Source organism: Paenibacillus sp. J31P190, from assembly GCF_059692075.1.
Map to the genome: position 1 here is coordinate 351,598 of NZ_JCAUAS010000003.1, position 20,070 is coordinate 371,667.

Genomic DNA, 20,070 nt, shown 5'->3' on the forward strand with positions numbered 1-20,070 from the left:
TCGAATGTTGGCTTTCAGCTCTAGGCCAACTCTCTGGAATTCAAGGGGATTAGCGTACTCGTACTCGTCAATGAATTTAAATTAATTAAGAACAATCAGTTAATTCATTTTCACATCATCTTCTTTGAATGTCAAGTTTACTAAAATATGATTTTTTCGGGATCACCGCAATCTTCGTTCAACAAATCATTTTCGTGTAATATCGTCAATAATTTCATTGTTTTGCAACGAAGTCAGCATATACACAAGCTGTATCCTGCTTGTACTCATACAATGTTGTATTCTACTAAAAAGGAGGTATCTATGAATGACACAATTATTGGATGCTAGAACATCTCAAAATAAAAGTTACAGCGACCTCGAATCAACGACAATATTACCAGCGAATACACCGACGCCTATCGGGGTAGTTGGCTTAAATGTCAGCGGAGCAAGCGGAGTCATTCGTGTACAATTCACAGGAATTGCTGAACTAAAGCTCCCAGAGCCATTAACAATAGATACAGTAATTGTTATTATTATTGTTCGTGGAACAGATTTGACTGGCGTGCCTGTCGCTAATGCTATTTATGGTACTGGAAACACGGTTTCTCCTATCCAAGTCGTCACTATCAATGCTTCCGATTACAATGTTCCTTACCCAACAACAAATGAACTCGTATATACCTTGTTTCTATTCAGTACAATAGAAGCCACTCGAATTGGAATGGAAAGTTTCAATGCAATTGCGTTCTCAGATTAAGCCAAAGATATAATACCTAAATGAATAAAGCAGGTCGCCGCGGCGCCTGCTTTATTTGACGTACCTCCTATATTTTCCTTTGACACCACTCACCAGCCTTCACATCACTGATCCCCTTCGCTTCTTCATAGACAAGATTCCCTCTGCTCCAGGTAGCCAGCACTTTGCACCCCAATTCCTTCCCTACATAAGGACTATGCTTATGTCGATACAATAAATGCTCCATTTGCAGCACATATGGGGTATTCAGTGAAATCATGACAAGATCGGCATCAGCGCCTAGACGGATCTCTCCTTTGTTAGGAAGAAGACCGAATCGCTCAGCCGGCGCGTAAGACAGCATATGACTTAACTGACTAAGCCCGATTCCCCGCTTCAAGTGTCCTTCATCAATCATAAGTTCTAGCGAGCTTTGCGCTCCCGATATGCCGCCCCAGGCTTCAAAGTAATTGCGGGATTCCTTCAATACGCTTGGACAAGGGGAATGATCTGATGAAATCATATCAATATAACCAAGTCGCAAAGCTTCCCACAACCGCTCCTTCTCCGCTTCACTACGCAGCGGAGGCGCACATTTGGCTGTAGGCCCTATACGTTCTAAGTCATCTTCCGTTAGGATCAGATAGTGCGGGCAAGTCTCCAATGTCACGTTAACGCCGCGCCTCTTCGCTTCCATAATGATCATCACTGCAGCCTCGCTGCTGATATGAACGAAATGCAGCGGACACCCTGTCTGCTCAGCATAAAACAGTGCTCGATTCACCGCTTCGAGCTCAGCAAGAATCGGGCGTGTGGACGTATAGTCTTTGGCCGTGACTTTGCCTTCTGCTTGCTTCACCCGCCCTAAGCGCGAAACAAGCGACTCGCTTTCAGCATGAAGCGCCAGCACCCGGTTCATTCGCGCAATTCGCTTCATCCCTTCCCACAAGGTGAGGTCATCCACCTCGCGAAATGCATCCTCGCCCGGGTCACCCGGCGAAGACATGAAAGCCTTGAAGCCAATGACACCAGCTTCGCTCATGGGCTCCAAATCATCCAGATGCCCTGGCACCAGTCCACCCCATATGGCGTAATCAACTGATGATTGTTCGCGAGCGGCTTCCAGCTTCATCTCCATCGCGGAGACGGTAACGGTTGGCGGAACGCCGTTAAGCGGCATGTCGATGTATGTGGTACATCCTCCCGCTGCTAATGCCGCAGAACCCGTGGCGAATCCTTCCCAGTCTCCCAATCCCGGTTCATTCAAATGGACATGGACATCAACCGTACCAGCCATGATGACCATGCCAGAAGCATCAACAACTTGCTCTGCTTCAAGCGTTATCCCCTCATCCAATTGCGAAATCTTGCCATTCTTAATACCTATATCCAATAAACGGACTTCATCTCGCAAAACAACGGATCCGTTTCGAATGATCATATCTAATCGTTCGCTCATCCTGTTCACCTCAACTGTACTCACATTCATAAGGATCAGAACCGAAACAAGCACTGCTGTTTCGGCCCTGAAGATGAACTCACTTATTTAAATTCAACTTTAACTAGTGTAGAATCTACGGCTTTCAACAAGCTCAAATCATGGTAAGTATCTGGTTTTGGAATGATTTTAATATTACCAACAGCTTTTAGATATTCACCCACTGCCGCTCCGTTGCTGCCATTCACGTAAGTATCATCAACTTCCATCGAATATACATTTCGGCTCATAATTTGCGTCAGTTCTTCAACGCTTAAGTGAAGCTCAGGAGCAAGAATCTTGATCGCTTCATCGCGGTTCTTGTTCATATAATCTGTTGCTTTTTTGAGGCCTGCGAGCACGGCTTTAATCGTATTCGGATTTTTCTTAATAAAATCGTCAGAAACCTGCATGGTTGTATGTACACTCATCCATTTCACATCGCCTTTTTTGTCAGGCAGCTCACTCTTCGTACCGCTAAACAAGAATTTGCCTCCACCTTGAATCGCCTTGGTAACGAACGGTTCCCAACAAGCTAGGGCATCGATATCCCCTTTTTGCAAAGCAACTACCGCATCGCTCGGTGCTATGTTGACGTATTTTATTTTGCTCACATCTACACCAAGTTCTTTGCCCATATTATCAATGGCGATCTTCACATCTGCTCCGTTAGGAATCCCAATTGTCTTTCCTTCTAAGTCTTTGGATGACTTCAGTTCTAATTTCTTGGAACCGACTACAGCTTGCGTACCCGCAATTTGCGCTAGGGGTGTAACAATTTTCACAGGAACATTCGATGATTTTAGAATAATGTCCATAAAATTTGTTTGAATCGATAGTGGCGCGCTGCCGCCGGCAACCATCGGTCCGATATCCGGGCCGCTTTCAATCAATTGACTGGTCACATTCAGTCCCGTTTCTTTGAAATAGCCAAGCTTATCTGCAATAATTTGTTGTGAGGAAATCTGTGCATCGCGTACGCCGACTAATGTAATATCTTTCACTTCCGGAACTATAGCGGACGCCGCAGCAGCCGCAGTTACAGTTGGTGGTGCTGTCGTTGCCGCAACAGCTGTTGTTGCCACAGGAGCCGTTGTACTTGTCGTCGTTTGTTTGGAACTACATGCTGTCACTACCATAGCTGCCGTTATGAATACCATGAAAGATTGAGCCCATATTCTTTTGTTTTTCATGTGTTTCCCTCCACTTTTCTTCTCTTTTTTTGGGTCATCATTTGCTTCTATTTCTCAACAGCATCTCTCATGCCTCCCTTACGCCACGCCAAGACCCTCCTCTCCAAAATTTTCACTAAACCTGAAAACAAACTGTATGACAAGCCAATTAAAATAATGGCGACAAACATGTTGGAAATTTTGAAATAATTTCTGGCATCCACGATGATATAACCAAGCCCTGATTTCGCACCCATCATTTCCGAGACAATTAAAGCCGAGAAAGACAGACCCAGACTGACCCGCGCACCTACTATAAAATTCGGAATCGCCGACGGAATCATAACCCGGGTAAAGATTTGCCTCTCTGAAGCGCCTAAACTAAGGGCTGATCGAATGAGTGTAGACGGCACGGATTTAAAACCGTCAACCGTATAAACAAGTACAGGAACGAATGTTGTCCAAGCAATGAGGAGTACCTTAGGAAACTCTCCAATACCGAACCAGATGATGAATAGCGGCAGCAAAGCCAAGGCTGGAATCGGGCTTACGAGATTGAGGATTGGCGACATCCATCGTTCAAACGTTCGAAATTTACTCATTAACACTCCGAACAATACGGCGAATAAGCAGCCTATGACGAATCCTAAAGCTATACGAATAGAACTGGAAACTAAACTTTCTAACACAATCCCCGTCTTCGCCAATGCCCAGGCATCCGACACAATCAGGGATGGTGGAGGCAGGAATATTGGATTAAACCAAGCAAATCTCTCATTCAGTTGAGAAAATAGTTCCCAGAGGACGAAGAAGGTAACGAACGGCATGATATTCCAACTCTGCACAACACTTTCTTTGAACCTTTTGCGCTTCTTTGGCTGCTCGACATACTTAGTCTCAGTTGGAAGCAAATCACTGTCAGCAACGACCGTTACCGATGTTTTACTCATCCGATTGCCTCCTCTGTTTCATCTTCCATCAGAATTCGCTCAATGCTGCTCATCACTTCACTAAATCCAGGGGATTCAAACGTTCTGGGATGCTCAATTTGGATGGAAAACGTTTCTGCTATTTCGCCATCCTTCATCACAACAACCCGATCAGCTAAATAGACCGCTTCGCTAATACTGTGTGTAACGAATAGGATAGTCGGCCTTAGCTTCGCACATATGCGTCTAAGTTCTCTACGCATCATGTCCCTGGTCAAAATATCGAGAGCACCGAACGGTTCATCCATCAACAATATGTCCGGTGAGCTCGCAAGTGCTCTAGCAATTCCCACTCTCTGCTTCATACCGCCAGACAATTCAGCTGGATAATGATTCGCATAAGCCTCAAGTCCAACCAGACTCAGGAATTCCTTGCCGATTTCTTTGGCTTTTGCCTTGGACACGCCTTGTACTTCAGGCCCAAATGAAATATTTTCGAGAACGTTGTACCAAGGGAACAAAGCATGATCCTGAAAGACCATTCCCCTTGATTTCGATGGGCCTTTAATCATCTCACCATCGACCTTTATTTCACCTTCATCAGGGAGTAAATATCCGGCCACCATATTCAAAAGTGTTGATTTACCGCAGCCGCTATGCCCTAAGATGCAAATAAATTCATGAGAATACACCGTCAAGTCAACTTGTTTAAGCACGACTCGATCTCCAAAGCTCTTCCCCACTTGCTTCGCCGTTAATTTCATTCCCTCGCCCCTTCCGTAGTTCTCAACTTTGTTCGAAGCTTTCACATGTTGTATGCAATTAGCATTCAACATCACACACAAGATTGTATACAATCTACCGTAAAAAAAATGGACTCCGCTCCTTTATCTTTTGACAGCTGCATAACTTCTGGACTTGAAAATATCAGTAAGTGAATGCGGCTTCGTACTATGTTCTTCGAAATCCAAAGATGCTTCAATCTCGCTTAAATGTTCAACCATCAATCGTTCACCTAAATCCGCATCCCCTAGCTTAATGGCCGCTAAAATTTGCTCATGATCATGGCAATACCTATTTTTCTTCATCCCATAAAAGGCGATAATCACGTAAGTAAGAGCAACCAATTCTTCCAAATAACGATAGTAATAATAATTGCTCGCTAACTCAGCAATGCGGAGATGGAAATCACCCGTAATTCTTAGGGCTCCTAGTAGATCACCCTGCTGATGTGCTTCATGCTCATCATCCAGCATTATTTTTAATTGTTGAAACTGATCATCTGTCAACGTACCGCATACTTTGCGGATCGCCGCCGCTTCAATCACTCTGCGCATTTCAAACACTTCTTTAGCCTCATGTGTGGATGGGCAAGCAACGAAAGTTCCTTTGTAAGGAATGACAGTTACCAACTTCTCACTCGCCAGTCGGCGGAGTACATTGCGCACAGGAGTGCGGCTCACTCCAAAAGACTCTGCCAGCACCTCTTCGACTAACTGCATATTGGGACGAAGCTTTTGTTCGATAATGGCATCCTTAATCGCGGTATACATGTCTAATTCATTCGCCTGTAACATAAGGACCTGTTCTCCAATCCCATGATGAATTGTTTAATTCACCATGATCGTAATGAAAATTAGATTTCATGTCAATATACATAACACACAAAACACTATCTTTTAGGATTCAATACAATATATCACTTTTGTTTTGTTTTTAATGATAAATAATGGCTGTTTGAACTTGCATTTTATATTTATTGTTCATATTGTGTTATATTACCTAACATACAACTAAGTTGGTAAATGAGTTAAGAAGTTGTTTACGGCAGCAATTGCCACAGAATCCAAATTAAAATCTCCAATTATAAGCTGGGTTATGATAATCTAATTACAAAAGAAGCTTTATCTGAAGCCCAAACAAGAGGAGCTGATCGCATGAGTACCAAACCGACTATTGCTGCGATTACTGTGCCATTTGATCTTGGAGCAGGTCGACGCGGAGCCAGCAAAGGACCGAAAGCCATTTTGCAAGCAGGTTTAATTCGAGGTCTACAGCAAATGGATATCACAGTCGATCATATTGCTGATATCCGTCTGCCGGACGATAAAGCGACTCCCTTGGCAGCTGAAGTTGATCAAACGAACCTCAAGTATTTGGCGGAGGTTATCGAAGTAAATACACTTCTGGCTAAGCAAGTCTCTCAGGTCGTGGAACAAGGACGTTTTCCTCTCGTCATTGGCGGCGATCATAGCATAGCTATCGGGACGTTAGCTGGGTTATCCGGCCATTATCAAAACTTGGGCGTCATTTGGATCGATGCTCATTCCGACCTAAATTCAGCCGATACAAGTCCATCCGGTAATATTCATGGGATGTCATTGGCCGTCAGTCTAGGGATGGGGCATCCCTTATTAACCAACATTATGGGCAGCCATGATAAAGTGAAAGCGGAGAATATCGTCCTTATTGCAGCTAGATCTCTCGATGAAGGCGAGAAGAAACTCATTCGCTCTTTGGGAATCAAATGCTATACCATGTATGATATAGATCGCAAAGGAATGGCTTACATTATGCAAGATGCCATTGACTATATAAGCAGTAAAACAGACGGCGTGCATGTTAGTTTTGACGTCGATTCTCTGGATCCGATTGAAGCACCTGGAACAGGCACGATTGTAAAAGGTGGACTTCATTACCGCGAAGCTCACTTAGCTGTTGAGATGCTGCATGAAGCAGGGATTGTAACATCAGCCGAATTTGTTGAGGTGAATCCTCTACTCGACGACAACAACAAAACATCACAATTAGCCGTCGGCTTAATTAGCTCCTTGTTGGGCAAGCAGATTCTGTAGCTTGAAACCATTGACAGACAATTTCGCGAGGCTCACCACATATCGAATGTACAAAACCCGTTACTCTCCGCCAAGCTGCGAGGATAACGGGTTATTTGCTTGTTACAGTTAGGAAATAAATGTAAGATATAGACATAATCTTGGGTAGGGCGGCATCACTCACTGCCAAATACATAGACCAAGTGTGGAGCTACAATGAAAACCTTGAATCACTGGTACCTGCATCTCTTTCTGATCTTGCTCTCGCTTTCCACAATTGGGGTCTACTTTTTGTTCAAAAACCAAACCTACTTTGAATTTCTAATTTGGAACTTATTCCTTGCTTGGATTCCTTATATCCTTGCTGCAGCAGCCTATTTTATACACACTCGAAAATCTACGATCTTGCAAAAGTTCATTTTAATCATGGTCGGTTCAGCCTGGTTGTTATTCCTGCCCAACTCTCCATATGTCCTTACAGATTTCATTCATTTAACGATTTTGAAAGACTCTTATGTACAAAAGGGAACGCTCTCCTTTACCTATTGGTATGATTTTTTCATCATCTTCTTATTTGCATGGAACGGTCTATTGCTAGGATGCAGCTCCATGTACATCATTCAAAAGATATGGAAAGAGCGATTCAATCACTTTGTTTCTTGGCTGATCATCGCATTGACCGCATTTCTATGCGGGTACGGCATACTTTTGGGAAGAGAATATCGCCTAAACAGCTGGGATGCTTTACACACGAATAGAATACTGGAAATCCTGCGAGAAACTTTGCATCAAGAAGCTTTCGTTTTCTGCATATTAGTCGGATTTGTTATCATGACGGTTTACGTAACCTTTTATGTACTTGTAAATGCTATAAGCGGCTCAAAACATTCAAGTCCTTACACAAACGAAAAAACCAGGAGATGATTGCTATAACAACCATTAAAGGTGTCACGCCCATTTTTAGAATGTTCGACGAGAAGAAGGCAAAGGAATTCTACATCGATTATTTGGGTTTTTCGTTAGAGTGGGAGCATCGCTTTGAGAGTGATATGCCGCTATACATGGAGGTCCGTTTAGGCGAATGTAAATTGCACCTATCTGAGCATTATGGGGATTGCAGCCCGGGTGCAGCGGTTCGGATAGAAATCGTGGATTTAGTAGCCTTTCATACTAGCTTGATAAATAAAAAATATACCTATTCTCGCCCCGGCATAGAAATGAGCCCATGGCAGACCAAAGAAGTCTGCGTCACGGATCCGTTCGGGAATAAGCTGACCTTTTATGAGAGTCATATTTAGTCCACTTTCACCAAAAAAAGAAACAGCCGCAGCCTCGGACGAGAAAATAAAGTCATAGACTACCGTTGTTATATTGAGCTATCGTTCTGCGTTAACTCAACCTTATCCATTCATTGATTTGACCAAACTACTAGTCCGAAAAGGCCTGGGCATAAAAACTTTCCGGACCTACTCGTGTGCCTCCAACAGAGGAAAACACGCCAAGCGTATAAACAAGCTCGTTAGAAGATGGATAAGGCACGTTATAATCAGATATAGTTATATTAAGGATTTTCAAACCGGTATCCGTTGGGAGTAATGGAATAAAAACATCACCGACTAACGCTGATGCGTCTAACGTTGTGCCACGTACAACAGCGATAACTATAACCGAACCTTCGGGCGGTGGTTCGCCTGGCAGGTTAATAGCCGCGATACCGCTAAAAGTCACTCTGATTACGCCAGCCGCTCCAGTAACATTAAGTCCGACAACCCCTATCGCAGTCGGTGTTGCAGGAAGCAGTGCGATGTCAATGGATCCACCGCTGCTGGCATTTTGGGAAGTTCGTGTATCAAGAAACTGGGACATACTATCACCTCCATATTCATGTGATAGTATATTCTATCTTGTCTAATAGGGTGTGGGTTGTCCAATCAGGAGTATAGTTTCACTTCTTCCTCATTTATGAAATCCAAAAATAACGCCCCCAACTCATCAAGCGATGGGTCGGGGGCGTTATTTTAATGTGCAGGCTTTAGCCAACAGTCGTAGACTGAGAAGCTTCCTTCACCCAGCTTTAATCGGCAGGCTGCAGCAATCTTTCACCAGCGATGCCCGGCGTAGTCATCTGAATTGGATTGAGGATTTCTTCAATCTCTTCAGTTGTAAGCAGCCCACGCTCTAGGATGAGCTCTTTGAGCGTCATGCCAGTGCGCACAGCTTCTTTCACTAATTGCGCGGCGACTTCGTAGCCAAGATGCGGGTTCAAAGCTGTGACAATGCCAAAGCTTTGCTCAACGTATGTCTTGCAGCGCTCGCGGTCGGCTTCCAAGCCCTCAATCGCAAAACGTTCGAACACGTCGGCCGCGTTCCGCAGTATTTTCAGCGATTGTAGAAGGTTAAACGCAAGTACGGGACCCATTACGTTAAGTTCGAATTGACCTGCTTCGCAGGCCAAGCAGATGGTGTGATCGTTGCCAATGACTTGGAACGCCACCTGATTCACAACCTCTGGCATAACAGGGTTTACTTTACCCGGCATTATGGAAGATCCTGGTTGTCTAGGCGGCAGTTTCAGCTCCCCTAATCCTACGCGAGGACCTGAAGCCATTAATCGGATATCATTGCATATTTTCGAAAGGTTAACGGCGCATACTTTCAAGGAAGCGGATAGCTCCGTGTAGGCATCCATATTTTGGGTACCATCGACCAAATGCTCGGCTAGTTCAATGGGGATTCCCACCTGTCCTTTTAGATGAAACATAACGCGTTCCACATACTCAGGCTTTGCGTTAAGACCTGTTCCTACAGCAGTAGCCCCCATATTAACGGTCAAAAGCCCCTTAGAAGCATGGCGAATACGGTTGATATCGCGCTGGATGACACGTGCATAAGCGCCGAATTCTTGGCCCATACGAATAGGAACTGCATCCTGGAGATGCGTTCGCCCCATTTTAATGACATCATCAAATTCCGTTTCCTTACGGGCAAAAGCACTCTGGAGTGAAGTCATAGTCTCTGTCAACTGCTCAGATAAACGGTAAGCGGCAATTTTGATGGCGGTAGGGATAACGTCGTTTGTGGATTGCGACATATTGACATGATTGTTCGGATTACAATGGAAATAATTGCCCTTTTCCTCGCCAAGCAGCTCCAACGTCCGGTTAGCAAGCACTTCGTTCATGTTCATATTGATGGAGGTTCCCGCTCCGCCTTGAATAGAATCAACAATAAACTCCTCAAGGAGCTGACCTTGTCGCACTTCTTCGGCTGCTTTGACTAATTGTTCGCCGATTTTTTTAGGGAGCATATGTGTTTCCATATTCGCTATTGCAGCTGCCCTTTTCACTTCTGCCAAAGCTGTGATGAGCTCTGCATGAATTTTAACACCCGTAATCGGGAAATTCTCTAATGCACGCATCGTTTGAATGCCGTAATAAGCTTGGGATGGAACTTGTTTTTCACCAATAAAGTCTTTTTCAATGCGATGAGTCATCGTAGACACCATTCCTTTTTTCTACAAAGTATATTGCTCGACGTTGCGAAGTAGGTGTTCCGAAATTCCTTCTAACTCTCTGCCTCTAGAACAATTGAATGCCATGCATGGCATTCATTAGCGCTCATCTGAAGAATTCGCGACCGCTTTCAAGAATCCTGCAAATATCTGACACGTTCTGTAATAAATTTTTGACCAATGATCAATTTGCCCACTTCTAATAATATTTCCTATTTTAACAATTCAAGTCTTCTCCTACTCTCAAACAGACAATAGGATTTGGATATAATGATTGAACTTGGCCAATTTCGTGAAGACTTGTATCACTGTCTACAGCTATGTATTTATATATGCTAGGAGCAGCACAAACGCATAGTGGATTTACCTCATAGGATTAATATTGCAACGTTCCTGAGTTGAAGAATACAATGGATTAAACAAGCTCGCTATGTGAGACAATTAGAAAGATACAGTGAATGCCGGCGAGTTTGGCTTACAAGCTGCACGTCAGGGAGGAATACTTATGGATACGAAGAGTGCGATGATTATTGAAAAAACGGAAAAATACGGGGCACGCAATTACCATCCGCTGCCTATCGTGATATCGAAAGCGGAAGGCGTATGGGTCGAGGATCCAGAAGGCAACCGCTACATGGATATGCTTAGTGCTTACTCCGCCTTAAATCAAGGACATCGTCATCCGCACATTCTGAGAGCGCTTCATGAGCAAGCCGAGAAGGTTACGCTGACATCTAGAGCTTTCCATAGCGAAACGTTAGGTTCATTTTATGAAAAATTAGCGAATTACACCGGTAAGCCGATGATTTTACCGATGAATACTGGGGCAGAAGCGGTCGAAACCGCTGTAAAGGCTATTCGTCGTTGGGGCTACGAAGTGAAAGGAATCCCCGCCGATCAAGCGGAAATTATCGTTTGTGAAGGAAATTTCCACGGTCGGACGGTGACGATCACTTCCTTCTCATCGTCGCCGGAATATCAACGCGGCTTCGGGCCTTTTACGCCTGGGTTCCGCATTATTCCCTACGGGGATGCGGCGGCACTGCGTGAGGCCATCGGGCCGAACACAGCGGGATTCCTATGCGAGCCTATTCAAGGCGAAGCTGGTATTGTGATTCCGCAGGCCGGTTACCTGCGGGAATGTTATGAGCTATGTCGGGCGAATAAAGTATTGTTCGTCGCGGACGAAATCCAGACGGGATTCGGCCGTACGGGTCGCCGCTTCGCCTGCGACTGGGAAGGCGTAACGCCGAACCTGTACATTATGGGCAAAGCCCTCGGCGGCGGCGTGTTCCCGATCTCGGCGGTCGCCGGTGATCGAGAGGTTCTTGATGTTTTCGAGCCGGGCTCCCACGGCTCGACGTTCGGGGGTAATCCGCTCGGCTGCGCCGTCGCGATCGCGGCGCTGGAGGTCACCCTTAACGAGCGGCTCGCAGAGCGCTCGGATGAGCTTGGCGCTTATTTCCTGAAGCGGCTTCAGGAAATTCAATCTCCGCAGATTACGGAGATTCGCGGCCGGGGGCTGTTCATTGGCATTGACCTTAAGGTTCCAGCGCGTCCATTCTGTGAAGAGCTGAAAGCGAAGGGTCTGCTGTGCAAGGAGACACATGAGCACATTATTCGTTTGGCTCCGCCTCTTACGATTACAAAGGAAGAGCTCGATTGGGCTTGGCAGCAGGTAAATGACGTGCTGAATGAAGCTTAGCGCTCAAATGGAATAAGCCCTCTAGCTTTAGTTAAGCTGGAGGGCTTTTTTAAAATTTGTTTTAAGAATGTTTTTCATCGTTAGCGTTCCACTTTCGCGCACCTTTGCAACTTTAACGATGTAAAACATCGTTATAGCCCCCCAACTATTCTACTCTATCTATTCTTTCACAAAAACAAGTGTCCCAAATCGGTGCGGCATATGGAAATCGACTTTACCTGTGGGTGACCAAGCCCAATAATGCCGATTCCCTTCTTGATCATCATCAATTCTGTATACATTCCAACGCCACTCAACACCATGATGGGGTGTAAAGTTTTCCTCCCGCTCCCAGTCCAAGTTAGCAAAAGGAATCTGCAGATCGTAAGTCCTCCACCCATCGGCCCCATCCAAAACTTGAGTATGCATTCCCTTCGCATCCCATGCAACATCAACCTCTTTATCTCCACCGTTATAATGGATCAAAGCATCGAATACGACGTTTCGCGGACTCACTTCGAACTCGTAATATACTGCTCCGGTCCCGCTTTTATCAATAAACACCTCAACCACATCTTCCAAATAAATAGGATCATCTCGCCGCTCCATCGTTGCCACGACATGATCATCCTCACATTCGAATCGTATGTGCAAGGCATCAGCTGTCCAACATGCGCGAAAGCGAGTCTTAAGCCGCGGCTTCTCTCCCGTTACAACTTCCCTTAAATAAGGGGTCTCAACCTCAATATCTTCCCACTTCAATTTTCCGTTCTCTGCATCTACATAGCGACATTCATATCTCATTCGTTCTGTCATCCTCGCTCCCTACTTACTCTTGTACACAATATTAATATCATATTCGTTATCTAGAAAGCTAGAAATTTGATCCCGAGATTCCGACTTCACGTCCTTTAACCAGGAAGCGTCAAACTTCTCGATGACTTCTATTCTTAAATTTTCGTATTTTGTCTTCGCTTTTTCAATCCTAGACACACGATTCTGTGTAAATAGGAACAATGATATACAAGCCAGAAGCGAACCTGATAGAAGCTTATTAGAAATAAGCAAATCGAGGATGGCTAATGCATTGCCGCCTGAAACCAATATGATCTTTCGATAGAAAGAGATAATGAAATAGAGAATCAGGCCACCTGTCAGAATGGCGAATAAAGGTTGCGTATCTTTGAGCTTGTCCCATTCCTGCTTCCTATCCCGAAGTTTGTAAAGTATCTTGGTCGCATCGTCACTTAGATTAAGTTCAGGCCATTGCATTAGGCACACTCCCCCTCTCTACCATCTTATGCTTGGACACTGCCATTCTTTCCAAAAAAAAAGACCAAGAGCATCTCTCTTCACGCTAGGGCGAAGATGCTACTGGTCTTTTGAATTTTACTAGAATCGTTTTTTACCAACCAAAAACTTTTTATTTCCTTTTTTGGCTGTCACAGGCACATGCTTATAACTGCGAACCATCGGATTTTTACATAATGGACAAGTTGGTAAAGCTTCCGTAACGAATTCTTTGCGAACCCATGCTTTACAATCTGTCTCTTTACATTTCCAAATTTCTATCTGTTCGACTTCTGGCTTTTGATCTTCGGTCACGGTACTCGTTGGTGTAGACATTCAGTTATGTGCTCCCTGCTTCGTAGATTAGACTACTTATTATTATACAGATCAGATCGAATATCAAGTCTTTCCCGTGTTCAAAATTATTTACCAGTGGTAGAATGGATAAGGCGGTTACAATTTAGACACAGAATACAAAGGCAGGAATATAAATGACAAATTTACTTCGTGAATGGAAGTCACAATTTCAGGGATACAGCCGAAATATTATGCTCTTCTTTTGGTTTAATTTTGTATGGAACTTAGGTTTAGGTATGTTTGGTCTCGTCTATAACCTTTATGTCAGAAGTCTCGGCTATGACCAAACGACTGTTGGCAGCATGGTTGGAATGGCATCACTGGCAGCGGCCATTATTCTCATTCCTGCGGGTTTAATGAATGATCGCTTCGGACCTAAGCGCGTCATTACATTTGGTCTCATTTTTACCATTGTAACTTTGACGGCTCGTTCTCTTATTGAAGTCAAAGAGGGTATGCTCATCTCGTCATTCTTAGGCGGTATGGCTCTTGCTGTTGTTTCTGCAACCATTCTACCGTTTATGGCCAACAACTCTACCCCACAGCAGCGCGTTCACCTATTCAGCTTTAATATGGCTCTTGTTATGCTAGCGAATGTAGTTGGTATTGCACTGGGGGGCGTTCTTTGTGACTTTTTTCAATTCATTATAGGCTTAGACGAAATTCGAAGCTTAAGATTTACTTTATTAATTGGAGTTGGTATCGCAGCACTTGGTTTTATACCTATGGCTTTATTTGAGAAAAGTGAGCAAGAAATACAGCCGCGTGGCGAATCATTAAATTGGAAACAAGTGTGGAGTGTACATAAGCCATCCTTACAGGTTATTGGTATTTTTTGTTTATTAGGCTTGTTGTCATCCATGGGCGGGGGCATGATTGTCCCTTATTTAAATGTGTATTTTGAAGATCGCTTTGACGCTTCGAAATCTGCAATTGGTATCGTTGTAGCTTTAGGTCAAGCCGCAACAGCGGTTGCTTTTCTCATTGGACCCATGATTGTAAAGAGATTCGGAGAGGTTAAATCTGTCGTCTACCTGCAGTTATGTTCAATCCCATTTCTCCTCCTGACCGCTTTTTCTGCTAACTTTTACTTATCATCGGGTGGGTACTTGTTCCGGCAAGCCTTAATGAACGCCGCTAATCCTTTTTATAATTCGATCAAAATGAGTTACGTCAACCGATCGCTCCGGGGTTTAGCATCCAGTTCAGGAGAAGCCGTTTTTCATCTAGGTTGGTTCCTTGCTTCACCAGTAAGTACGGGCCTTGTTTTCCGCTATGGCTCTTACTACGGCTACGCGTATGCTTTCTGCATCACAGCTGTAGTCTATACAGTAATCTCCTATTTATTCTACTTCTTTTTCGGGAAAAATCGGTTTAAACCCGTTGAGGAATCTGCATAAAAAATTGGTTCTTTCTGTCGTTGACTTGAACGATGGAAAGGAAATACAATACATGAGAGCGCATTCAATTCAATATCCTAGTGCTCCTTATCGATGATCGATTGTGAGGGGATGAATTTGCTTATGCGGAATAAAATCTTCTTTAATGGACAAAGTATTGTCTTAACCTGGATGATTTCCTATATCGTCATTCTACTTTTACCCGTGGCAATCGGCTTATTATTGTATATGGAATCCAGCAAAACACTGAAGGAAGAAATTCAGCAAGCCAATGATTCTCTTTTAAAACAAGTTCGGGAAATTATGGACAATCAGTTTAAAACCATGGAGCAGCTGAACTTCGAGATTACGTGGAATGTAAGCGTCCAGGAGCTGCTTTATTCGAATAAGTATGAGGCATTTCCCAAAGAATATCGATATGATGCTTATCAAATTTCACGTATCCTTTCCATGTACAAAACCTCCTACCCGCTGATTGATTCTTTCTATATTTATTTGAATAAAGATCAATCCACTATTCTTCCTACCACCGTTAGAACAAATAGCTTTGCCTATGAAACTTTACATATGAGCGATGAATTCTCGTTCTCTGCTTGGCAAGCTATTGTGACTCGAAGCAATTTCAAAGGCTTTATTCCCATGTACCGAATTGGCGACGATAATAAGCTGCGAAAAACGGTAGCCTACATCAGCACATACCCCGAAGAGCATAATAAACCGCTAGCTACCAATGTCATTATGGTTGATCAATCTCGTATTATCGGCGCCATTCAAAATATGGAAATTTTCAACAAAGGTCACGTACTCATCCTTAATAATGAAAATCAAATTTTGGCATCCAACTCCACAGATTCGCTTCCAACTGATTTTCCTTTTGATCAATTAGAGAGCTCGTCCAACTTCTTTTATACCGACTCTAGTGGCGAGAAATATGAAGTTTTCAACATTCAGTCACCACGTTCCAAACTAAAATATGTGTCTATGATGCCCAGCACCATGTATTGGAAAAAAGCCGCTCACATCCGTAACCTGACTTATACAAGCATGGCAATCAGTTTGCTTGGCGGGGGTATTCTAACCTACGTATTTCTAAGAAGAAATTACAACCCAGTACGTCGCTTGGTTCATGCATTTTCCAAAAAACAAACCTTACAATCTAGTAAACGCTACAATGAATTTCATTTCCTCCAAGAAGCCGTGGACAGTACGTTGATCGAAATTGCCAATTTCAAAAGTAAAATGGAGCAGCAGCGGCACATTGTCCGCTCTCACTTTATCGAAAAGCTGTTAAAAGGAAAACTGGACAGCCAGCTTCCGATCGATGAGGCCTTAACGACCTTTGAAATGAAGCTGGACCGGCAGGATTTTGCCGTTATGCTATTTGTTGTCGATAAGAGTACACCCTTCTTTGAGCGGATTAACCATACGCCTGAAGGGGATAAATGGAAGCTTCTTCAATTTATTATTATGAATGTCGTGGAGGAACTAATATCGGAACGGCACCGCGGCTATGCATCTGAGATTGATGATACCCTCGCCTGTTTAGTCAATTTAACTACGGAAGATGGAAATAGCTCCAAGCTGGAGTTACTTAGAATTGCAGACAAAGCGCAAACTTTCCTCTCTTCCACCTACGACATTAACTTAACAATTTCAATAAGCAGTATCCATGATCGTATCGCTAATGTACCGCAAGCTTTCTTAGAAGCTCTAGATTCCATGGCCTTCAAGCTTGTTATGGGTGGACCGGAGATTCTATCGTATGACGATTTGCAATCAAATACCACTTGCGAGTCTAATACCGGCTATTATTATCCAACGCAGATTGAGCAGCAATTCATGTATGCCGTTAAGCTGGGGGAGCTTGAAGAAGCACAGATGATTCTTACGGAGATTATGAATAAAAACTTTGATAATCCTGGCATTTCAATCTCCTTAATGAAGTGCCTCATGCTCAACCTGGTAACCACCATGATGAAAAGCCTTAGCGAAACCGGAGATATCCAGGAAAGCTTCTTTATACGCAACCCCAAACTGCTCGACCGCCTTCTATGCAGCAAAACCGTTCAAGACATGCAGGTCCAGCTCAGTGATATGCTCGAGCAAGTGTGTGCCTATACATCAGCCAAACGGCAGCATACGATTTCACTTACACGACAGAAAGCACTGGAGCAATTGGTAAATGAAGTGACAGACTACATCGAACATAATTACACAGATGCCAATCTGAATGTCACGATGATTGGCAGTCATTTTAACCGCAAAGCCACCTACCTCTCGAAGCTATTCAAGGATTATGTAGGAGAGGGGCTGCTCGATCGCATTAATAAGGTCAGAATCGAGAAATCCAAGCAGCTGCTGGGGCGGCAAGAACAGTCGGTCGGCGATGCGGCATACGGGGTGGGCTTCAATGATATTAATGCTTTTATTCGTGTTTTCAAAAAGGTGGAGGGCATCACACCGGGGAAATACAAAGAGCTGATTGAAAAATAAATGAGCTAAGGCAATAACGCACACATTTAAATTGGGATAGCCGCTGGGCTGTCCCTTCTTTAACATAGTGAAAGCTGTACAGCTTACAACCAAGTTCGCTGGTTTGTTCTTACTAAACTGCTAATGGTTTAGTTGAAGAGAGTAGGGTTCATCCATCCGGAACAATCACCAGGCTTTCCCCGAAGACAACGTGAGCCTATTTATTCTTTTGCAACTTACTGCCGTACAACAAGTAATATTGGCTAAATTGATGAAGCAATTGGATATTTTGAAGAGTCTACGCACAGAATTCGAGAACCAATTGGATATTTTGCAGATAGTTAAATTGGAAGCGCTATCATATAGTTAGGATAGACATACAGCTACTCACCTCACACAATTTTAAAAACGGTTTTCCAGGGAAGCTCCGTGTAGCTTCGATACCAGTTTTCTAAATTCGGCAATGCCTACACGGCCAGTTTTTCTGGTGAAAAACTCAGTAATGCTTTCGATGCCAGTTTTTCTGGCGAAAAACGCTTAGGAGGTCAACCTATGAAAAAGAACAGAAAAAAAATGTTCACCATGCTGGTTGCAACATCATTGATGGGGAGCTTAGTCGTCGCATGCTCATCCAACACCCCGACTACAGTCAACAGCGCTAGTCCCAAAGCAACTGCCGGTGGAACGACCGCTCCTAGTACTGGTGCTGTCACTTATCCGCTAAAAGCGGACAAAACATTGACCTACTGGGGCGAGCTTCCCGGTAACCTAACGGGTGTAAAAGCAGCGCATGCAGATGTTCCCTTCTTCCAAGATTGGCAGAAGAAAACCGGCGTTCCATTGAAATTCCTAGCACCGCCTACGAACCAGGGCGCTCAGGCGTTGAATGTTATGTTAGCATCAGGTGATCTGCCCGATATGATTGAGTTTGATTGGCAGGGAGCATTCCCTGGCGGACCTGAAAAAGCGATCAAAGACGGTTACATTTTGAAACTAAACGATACGATTGATAAATTTGCTCCAAATTTAAAAAAATTCCTCAAAGAGCATCCGGATGTTGATAAACAAGTAAAAACCGATAATGGCAGCTATTATTCCTTCCCTTTTATCCGCGGCGATGATTATCTGCGTGTGTACCAAGGTCCTATCATTCGGAAAGATTGGCTTGAAGATCTAGGTCTGCCTGTTCCTCAAACCATTGATGAATGGTACACAACACTTAAAGCCTTTAAGGAGAAAAAAGGCGCTACAGCCGCATTCTCTGTCGTAAGTGTTCCCAGACCTTTTAACGAGCTAGGAAACGGCGCTTTCGCCGGTGCCTTCGGTGTGACACGTGATTTCTACATCGATAATGGAACAATTAAATTTGGTCCAGCTGAGAAAGGCTACAAAGACTTCCTGGCTACCTTCCACAAATGGTATGAAGAAGGACTTATCGATAAAAACTTCGCAACAGCGGATGGCAAAGCCTTAGATGCCAACATGGCCTCCGGCGCAACAGGTGTTACCGTACAAAATGCGGGTGGCGGTATCGGTAAATGGCAGCCGCTAATTACAGCTAAAGATGCTAAAGGCGTTCTCATCGGGGCTCCATATCCGGTTCTCAAAAAAGGCGACATCGCGATGTATGGTCAGAAGGATCCAGCGAATTCGCCTGGAGGTATGGTTGCTATTACAGCTTCTTCCAAAAATATTGAAACCGCAGCAAAGCTTCTTGATTATGGTTACTCTGAAGATGGCCATAATTATTTCAACTTTGGAACCGAAGGCGTTTCGTATAAAATGGAAAACGGCTACCCGAAATATACGGACCTTCTCATGAAAAATCCGGATAAATTGGCTCCGGCACAAGCTCTGTCACTGTACATTCGTGGTAACTATAATGGTCCTTTCGTTCAGGATAAACGCTATATCGAGCAATATCTGGCTTTGCAAACACAACGCGATGCTGTTACCACTTGGCAAAAAACGGATGTTGATAAACACAAATTGCCTCCTATTACAGCTACACCGGAAGAAAGCACAGAGCTTGCCAAAATCATGACTGACCTCAATACACTAGTCGATGAAATGACGCTCAAAATTATTTTAGGAACAGAGCCAGTGGATAGCTTTGATAAATACATGGAAAAATTCAAATCCGTTAAGCTAAGCCGTGCTCTCGAAATTAAAAAGGCATCCTTAGATCGTTATAACAAAAGGTAGATGACAGCCAGGGGGAGG

Annotated in this window: 18 protein-coding genes and 1 other annotated feature (1 of these 19 only partly in view); of the genes, 8 read left to right on the plus strand and 10 right to left on the minus strand. The window is 43.9% G+C overall.

What is annotated here, in order from left to right; genetic code table 11:
• Positions 1-80, minus strand: a binding site (T-box leader); it reaches 181 nt to the left of the window's first position.
• A 227-nt stretch (positions 81-307) separates the two neighbouring features.
• On the plus strand, positions 308-742 hold the full coding sequence (locus AC58U0_RS08685) for a hypothetical protein (protein WP_497378595.1): 435 nt from the start codon (positions 308-310) through the stop codon (positions 740-742).
• Between the two features lie 67 nt (positions 743-809).
• On the opposite strand, the gene AC58U0_RS08690 is transcribed toward AC58U0_RS08685, so the two are convergent.
• The 5 genes from AC58U0_RS08690 to AC58U0_RS08710 form a co-directional block, all read right to left on the minus strand.
• Positions 810-2,180, minus strand: coding sequence for an allantoinase (locus tag AC58U0_RS08690; protein WP_497378597.1), 1,371 nt, complete (start codon positions 2,178-2,180; stop codon positions 810-812).
• An 83-nt stretch (positions 2,181-2,263) separates the two neighbouring features.
• Positions 2,264-3,391: an ABC transporter substrate-binding protein gene (locus AC58U0_RS08695; protein WP_497378598.1), complete on the minus strand. Its 1,128-nt coding sequence runs from the start codon at positions 3,389-3,391 to the stop codon at positions 2,264-2,266.
• 47 nt (positions 3,392-3,438) lie between these two features.
• Complete coding sequence (locus AC58U0_RS08700; RefSeq protein ID WP_497378600.1) at positions 3,439-4,320, minus strand: ABC transporter permease; 882 nt, start codon at positions 4,318-4,320, stop codon at positions 3,439-3,441.
• Entirely contained in the window at positions 4,317-5,063 is a 747-nt protein-coding gene (locus tag AC58U0_RS08705; protein WP_497378601.1) for an ABC transporter ATP-binding protein, read from the minus strand. The genes AC58U0_RS08700 and AC58U0_RS08705 overlap by 4 nt, the downstream gene beginning before the upstream one ends.
• Before the next feature lie 123 nt (positions 5,064-5,186).
• A complete protein-coding gene (locus AC58U0_RS08710; RefSeq protein WP_497378603.1) occupies positions 5,187-5,876 on the minus strand; it encodes a GntR family transcriptional regulator in 690 nt (229 codons plus the stop codon).
• A 360-nt stretch (positions 5,877-6,236) separates the two neighbouring features.
• On the opposite strand from AC58U0_RS08710, the gene rocF reads away from it, so the two are divergent.
• The 3 genes from rocF to AC58U0_RS08725 all read left to right on the plus strand — a co-directional run bounded on the left by rocF (position 6,237) and on the right by AC58U0_RS08725 (position 8,431).
• Positions 6,237-7,154: an arginase gene (gene rocF, locus AC58U0_RS08715; protein ID WP_497378604.1), complete on the plus strand. Its 918-nt coding sequence runs from the start codon at positions 6,237-6,239 to the stop codon at positions 7,152-7,154.
• A 195-nt stretch (positions 7,155-7,349) separates the two neighbouring features.
• A complete protein-coding gene (locus AC58U0_RS08720; RefSeq protein WP_497378606.1) occupies positions 7,350-8,057 on the plus strand; it encodes a DUF1361 domain-containing protein in 708 nt (235 codons plus the stop codon).
• Complete coding sequence (locus AC58U0_RS08725; RefSeq protein ID WP_497378607.1) at positions 8,054-8,431, plus strand: glyoxalase superfamily protein; 378 nt, start codon at positions 8,054-8,056, stop codon at positions 8,429-8,431. Before AC58U0_RS08720 ends, AC58U0_RS08725 begins: the two co-directional genes overlap by 4 nt.
• A gap of 130 nt (positions 8,432-8,561) precedes the next feature.
• Here AC58U0_RS08725 and AC58U0_RS08730 read toward each other — a convergent pair whose 3' ends face one another.
• Together AC58U0_RS08730 and AC58U0_RS08735 are read right to left on the minus strand one after the other, a co-directional pair.
• Positions 8,562-8,999 carry a hypothetical protein gene (locus tag AC58U0_RS08730; RefSeq protein ID WP_497378609.1) on the minus strand — a complete coding sequence of 146 codons (438 nt, stop codon included), beginning with the start codon at positions 8,997-8,999 and terminating at the stop codon, positions 8,562-8,564.
• 208 nt (positions 9,000-9,207) lie between these two features.
• Complete coding sequence (locus AC58U0_RS08735; RefSeq protein WP_497378611.1) at positions 9,208-10,626, minus strand: aspartate ammonia-lyase; 1,419 nt, start codon at positions 10,624-10,626, stop codon at positions 9,208-9,210.
• Positions 10,627-11,149: 523 nt separating this feature from the next.
• Between AC58U0_RS08735 and AC58U0_RS08740 the strand changes: the two genes are divergently transcribed.
• The gene (locus AC58U0_RS08740) at positions 11,150-12,349 is read left to right on the plus strand and encodes an ornithine--oxo-acid transaminase (protein WP_497378612.1); all 1,200 of its coding nucleotides are present in this window, start codon (positions 11,150-11,152) and stop codon (positions 12,347-12,349) included.
• 159 nt (positions 12,350-12,508) lie between these two features.
• Here AC58U0_RS08740 and AC58U0_RS08745 read toward each other — a convergent pair whose 3' ends face one another.
• The 3 genes from AC58U0_RS08745 to AC58U0_RS08755 form a co-directional block, all read right to left on the minus strand.
• Positions 12,509-13,132: a carbohydrate-binding family 9-like protein gene (locus AC58U0_RS08745; RefSeq protein ID WP_497378614.1), complete on the minus strand. Its 624-nt coding sequence runs from the start codon at positions 13,130-13,132 to the stop codon at positions 12,509-12,511.
• 21 nt (positions 13,133-13,153) lie between these two features.
• Positions 13,154-13,600 carry a DUF2663 family protein gene (locus AC58U0_RS08750; protein ID WP_497378615.1) on the minus strand — a complete coding sequence of 149 codons (447 nt, stop codon included), beginning with the start codon at positions 13,598-13,600 and terminating at the stop codon, positions 13,154-13,156.
• A gap of 120 nt (positions 13,601-13,720) precedes the next feature.
• Complete coding sequence (locus AC58U0_RS08755; protein ID WP_052229221.1) at positions 13,721-13,954, minus strand: cold-inducible protein YdjO-related protein; 234 nt, start codon at positions 13,952-13,954, stop codon at positions 13,721-13,723.
• A gap of 155 nt (positions 13,955-14,109) precedes the next feature.
• On the opposite strand from AC58U0_RS08755, the gene AC58U0_RS08760 reads away from it, so the two are divergent.
• The 3 genes from AC58U0_RS08760 (at position 14,110) to AC58U0_RS08770 (ending at position 20,052) form a co-directional block, all read left to right on the plus strand.
• The gene (locus AC58U0_RS08760) at positions 14,110-15,375 is read left to right on the plus strand and encodes an MFS transporter (RefSeq protein ID WP_057307369.1); all 1,266 of its coding nucleotides are present in this window, start codon (positions 14,110-14,112) and stop codon (positions 15,373-15,375) included.
• Positions 15,376-15,498: 123 nt separating this feature from the next.
• Positions 15,499-17,868, plus strand: coding sequence for an AraC family transcriptional regulator (locus tag AC58U0_RS08765; RefSeq protein WP_497378616.1), 2,370 nt, complete (start codon positions 15,499-15,501; stop codon positions 17,866-17,868).
• A gap of 531 nt (positions 17,869-18,399) precedes the next feature.
• Complete coding sequence (locus tag AC58U0_RS08770) at positions 18,400-20,052, plus strand: extracellular solute-binding protein (protein WP_497378617.1); 1,653 nt, start codon at positions 18,400-18,402, stop codon at positions 20,050-20,052.
• Positions 20,053-20,070: the final 18 nt, after the last annotated feature.